This is a genomic window from Phenylobacterium sp., assembly GCF_036402295.1.
Lineage (GTDB): Bacteria > Pseudomonadota > Alphaproteobacteria > Caulobacterales > Caulobacteraceae > Phenylobacterium.
This window is the reverse complement of the sequence record NZ_DASWTE010000183.1, coordinates 1-4,190: the sequence shown is the minus strand read 5'-3', so window position 1 is coordinate 4,190 and position 4,190 is coordinate 1. Positions and strand designations below refer to the sequence as shown.

The following is a 4,190-nucleotide window of genomic DNA, read 5'->3' as shown; positions in this document are numbered from 1 at the left end:
AGCGTGCGCGGCGGCGCAAACCATGGCATCCGATGGCCATGACCCAACGGATCGCCGTCGGGCCTGCAGAGGACCTGGCCTGATGGCCATCGAGGTTACGCCCGAGATCAGCCTCGAGGACGACGAGGTGCAGGTGCGCGCCGTCCGCGCCTCGGGCCCGGGCGGGCAGCACGTCAACAAGGTCTCGACCGCGATCGAGCTGCGATTCGACGTCCGCGGGTCGCCCTCGCTGACGCCCTACGTCCAGGCGCGGCTGGAAAAGCTGGCCGGCAGCCGGCTGACACTGGACGGAGTGCTGGTCCTCGTCGCCCAGTCGCGCCGGTCTCAGGAGATGAACCGGCAGGAGGCGCTGGAGCGCCTATTCGATCTCATCCGCAAGGCCGCCGAGCCCCCGCCGCCGCCACGCAAGAAGACCAAGCCAACCTACGCCTCGAAGCTGCGTCGCCTCGAGGGCAAGTCCAAGCGCTCGAACGTGAAAGCGATGCGGGGAAGGCCCAGCGGCGACGACTAGGTCGTCGCCGCATGTCAGAAGAGAGGAGTTGGGGCGACGACTAGTCCGTGGTGTCGTCGACCTCGGCGCCGGGAGCGTTCTTCTTGATGCTCTCGATGGCGTTCTTGGCGCCGGACTTCGAGGAATAGCCCTCGGTCGAGAACATGACTTCGCTGTTGTATTTGAAGCGGACCCGGAACTCACCGGCCTTGTCCTTGTAGATCTCGAACTTGTGGGCCATTGGCGCCTTCCTCGATGGTCCCCCGACCATTCCCCAAGGATAGGATCAGGGGCCGCGGTCCGGTCAAGCCGCCCGGATGCGTGACTCTGGCAAGGTTTGGCCGCATTCGCCTATAAGGTGCCGCCATGCTCGCCCTCCGACATACCGCTCCCCTGATGGCCGTGATGGCCGTCGCCCTCTCCGCCTGCGCGCCGACGATGGGCCCACCGCCGCCCGGCCGCAGCTCGCCGCCGCCGCCCGTGAGCGGCAGCGCCGCGTTCAACGCCGGGGACTTCGCCTGGTCGCAGCGGTCGGGCGGCAACATCATCGCCGGCAAGGTGGCCTATCGGCAGGGAACCACCCGCTACACCTGCGCGGGCTCCACCGTCGTGCTGACGCCGGAGACGGCGTGGTCCAGCCGCCGGATGGCAGCCCTCTACGGCTCGGCCGAGCGCGCCGCCCTGCCTTCGGACGAGGTGCGCCGGCGCACCCCCACCGCCCCGGCGGGTGACGCTGGCCCATACGTGAAGCGCACGACCTGCGACGAGGCCGACCAGTTCGCGTTCGGGGGCCTGCCCGACGGCGCCTGGTACGCCATCACCATCGCCCGGCCCGTGGGCGCGCCGAACGGCGGCACCGTCGCCCTGATGCGCCGCGTGGTCGTGCGCGGCGGCCGGACCGTGCCGCTGGCGATGTAGCGAAAAGGCCCGCCGCTCGCGCGACGGGCCTTTGGTCAATGCACCTTGGCGCGGCCGATCTCCAGGCCCGCGTCGCCGCCGGAGTGGACGTCGATGACCGCGCCGTCCTCCAGCCCGCCCTCGAGCAGCTTTCGCGCGATCGGGTCGATCAGCTCCTTCTGGATCACCCGCTTCAGCGGACGGGCGCCGTAGACGGGGTCGTAGCCGCGGTCGCCCAGCCAATGCAGGGCCGCGTCGTCCAGGCTGAGCGACATGCGCCGGTCGGACAGCAGCTTCTCCACGCGCTGGAGCTGGATCTTCACGATGTTGTCCATCTCGGAGCGGCCCAGGCGCTTGAAGAGGATGATCTCGTCGATCCGGTTCAGGAACTCGGGCCGGAAGTGGTGGCGCACCACGTCCATGACGCCGGGGCGGGCCTTCTCCACGTCGTCGCCGTCGGCGAGGTTCGCGAGATACTCCGACCCCAGGTTCGAGGTCATGATGATCAGCGTGTTGCGGAAGTCGACCGTGCGGCCCTGGCCGTCGGTCAGGCGGCCGTCGTCCAGCACCTGCAGGAGCACGTTGAACACGTCGGGGTGCGCCTTCTCGACTTCGTCGAACAGCACCACCTGGTAGGGCCGGCGGCGCACGCTCTCGGTCAGCGCCCCGCCCTCGTCGTAGCCGACGTAGCCGGGGGGCGCCCCGATCATGCGGCTGACCGAGTGCTTCTCCATGTACTCGCTCATGTCGAGCCGGCTGATCGCGTGCTCGTCCGAGAACATGAACTCGGCGAGCGCCTTGGTGAGCTCGGTCTTGCCGACGCCCGTGGGGCCCAGGAACAGGAACGAGCCGATCGGCCGGTTCGGGTCCTGCAGGCCGGCGCGGGCGCGGCGCACGGCGTCGGAGACGGCGGCGAGCGCCTCCTCCTGGCCAACCACGCGCTTCCTGAGGCCGTCCTCCATGCGGAGCAGCTTCTCGCGCTCGCCCTCGAGCATCTTCTCGATCGGCACGCCGGTCCAGCGGCTGACGACGGCGGCGATCTGCTCGGCGTCGACCACCTCGGGGGTGAGCTGCTCGTCCTGGCCTTCCGCCGCCTCGGCCTCGGCCAGCACCTTCTCGAGCTTGGGGATCTCGCCGTAGCTGATCTCGGCGGCGCGCTGCAGCTCGCCGCGGCGCTGGGCGGCGACCAGCTCGGCCTTCAGCCGATCCATGGCCTCGCGGGCCTGGGCGGCGGATGAGACCTTCTCCTTCTCGGCCTTCCAGCGGGCGGTCATCTCGGCCGACTGGCCCTCGAGGTCGTCCAGCTCCTCCTCGAGCTTCTCGAGGCGAGCCTTCGACGCGGCGTCGGTCTCCTTCGACAGCGCCTCGCGCTCGATCTTCAGCTGCACGGCGCGGCGGTCGATCTCGTCCAGCTCCTCAGGCTTGGAATCCACGGCCATGCGCACGCGGCTGCCGGCCTCGTCGACGAGGTCGATGGCCTTGTCGGGCAGGAAGCGGTCGGTGATGTAGCGGTTCGACAGCGTCGCAGCGGCGACGATGGCCGAGTCCGAGATGCGCACGCCGTGGTGCACCTCGTACTTCTCCTTCAGGCCGCGCAGGATCGAGATCGTGTCCTCGACCGTGGGCTCGTTCACGAACACGGGCTGGAAGCGCCGCGCGAGCGCGGCGTCCTTCTCGACGTTCTTGCGGTACTCGTCGAGCGTGGTGGCGCCGACGCAGTGCAGTTCGCCGCGCGCCAGCGCCGGCTTCAGCAGGTTGGAGGCGTCCATCGCCCCCTCACTCTTCCCGGCGCCCACCAGCGTGTGCATCTCGTCGATGAACAGGATGATCGAGCCCTCGGCGGCCGTGACCTCGTTCAGCACGGCCTTCAGCCGCTCCTCGAACTCGCCGCGGTACTTCGCGCCCGCGATCAGCGAGCCCATGTCGAGCGACAGCAGCTTCTTGTCCTTTAGCCCCTCGGGAACGTCGCCGTTGACGATGCGCAGGGACAGGCCCTCGACGATGGCGGTCTTGCCGACGCCCGGCTCGCCGATCAGCACGGGGTTGTTCTTCGTACGGCGCGACAGAACCTGGATGGTTCGGCGGATTTCCTCGTCACGGCCGATCACCGGGTCGAGCTTGCCGTCCCGGGCGGCCTGGGTGAGGTCGCGGGCGTAGCGCTTCAGCGCATCGTAGCCCTCCTCGGCCGACGCCGAGTCGGCCGTGCGGCCCTTGCGCACCGCCACCGCGGCGTCCTCCAGCCCCTTCGCCGTGACGCCGGCGTCCTTGAGGACCTTGGCCGCCTCGCCGCCTTCCTTGGCCAGCGCGATGAGCAGGCGCTCGGTAGTGACGAACGCGTCGCCGGCCGCCTTGGCGCCGGCCTCCGCCTCGGCGAACACGCGCGCCGTCTCGGGCTTCATGTAGAGCTGGCCCGAGCCGCCCTCGACCTTGGGCGTGCGGCCAAGCCCCGCCTCCACGGCCTTGTCCACCTCGTCGGGCCGCCCGCCGGCGCTCTGGATCAGCGCGCGGGTCAGGCCGTCGCGCTCCTCGAGCAGGACCTTCAGGATGTGTTCGGGCGCGAGGTGCTGGTGGCGTCGGGCGAGCGCAAGGCTCTGCGCCGACTGGATCGCCTGCTTGGCGCGGTCGGAGTAGATGTCGATGTTCATTCGGTCCCCACAAAGGCGGAACTCGGAAGCCGCCCTCTTCGAAGCACGGCGCCCGGCTCACTCGATGTAGTGTGGCAGATGAGCCACACAAGGACCTTGCGCGGGATCAAGGCCCCGGCGGATTGTGCTTCTCGACGAAGGCCATGGTGGCTTCCAGC

At 69.5% G+C, this 4,190-nt stretch carries 4 protein-coding genes; 2 read left to right on the top strand and 2 right to left on the bottom strand.

What is annotated here, in order from left to right:
- The first annotated feature begins 82 nt into the window (after positions 1-82).
- Positions 83-511, top strand: a complete 429-nt coding sequence (arfB, locus tag VGD44_RS11545) for an alternative ribosome rescue aminoacyl-tRNA hydrolase ArfB (RefSeq protein WP_331087066.1) — start codon at positions 83-85, stop codon at positions 509-511.
- Positions 512-551: 40 nt separating this feature from the next.
- Here arfB and VGD44_RS11540 read toward each other — a convergent pair whose 3' ends face one another.
- The gene (locus VGD44_RS11540; protein WP_331087063.1) at positions 552-731 is read right to left on the bottom strand and encodes a YegP family protein; all 180 of its coding nucleotides are present in this window, start codon (positions 729-731) and stop codon (positions 552-554) included.
- A gap of 125 nt (positions 732-856) precedes the next feature.
- Here VGD44_RS11540 and VGD44_RS11535 point away from each other — a divergent pair, with 125 nt between their 5' ends.
- Positions 857-1,408 (top strand): hypothetical protein, encoded by a 552-nt coding sequence (locus VGD44_RS11535; protein ID WP_331087061.1) that lies wholly within the window; start codon positions 857-859, stop codon positions 1,406-1,408.
- A gap of 35 nt (positions 1,409-1,443) precedes the next feature.
- Here the strand turns inward: VGD44_RS11535 and clpB are convergent, their stop codons facing one another.
- The gene (clpB, locus tag VGD44_RS11530) at positions 1,444-4,032 is read right to left on the bottom strand and encodes an ATP-dependent chaperone ClpB (protein WP_331087059.1); all 2,589 of its coding nucleotides are present in this window, start codon (positions 4,030-4,032) and stop codon (positions 1,444-1,446) included.
- Between the last annotated feature and the right edge of the window lie 158 nt (positions 4,033-4,190).

Coding starts and splice junctions, on each gene's coding strand:
- arfB (WP_331087066.1), top strand. CDS start 83: ATGGCCATCGAGGTTACGCCCGAGATCAGCCTCGAGGACGACGAGGTG.
- VGD44_RS11540 (WP_331087063.1), bottom strand. CDS start 731: ATGGCCCACAAGTTCGAGATCTACAAGGACAAGGCCGGTGAGTTCCGG.
- VGD44_RS11535 (WP_331087061.1), top strand. CDS start 857: ATGCTCGCCCTCCGACATACCGCTCCCCTGATGGCCGTGATGGCCGTC.
- clpB (WP_331087059.1), bottom strand. CDS start 4,032: ATGAACATCGACATCTACTCCGACCGCGCCAAGCAGGCGATCCAGTCG.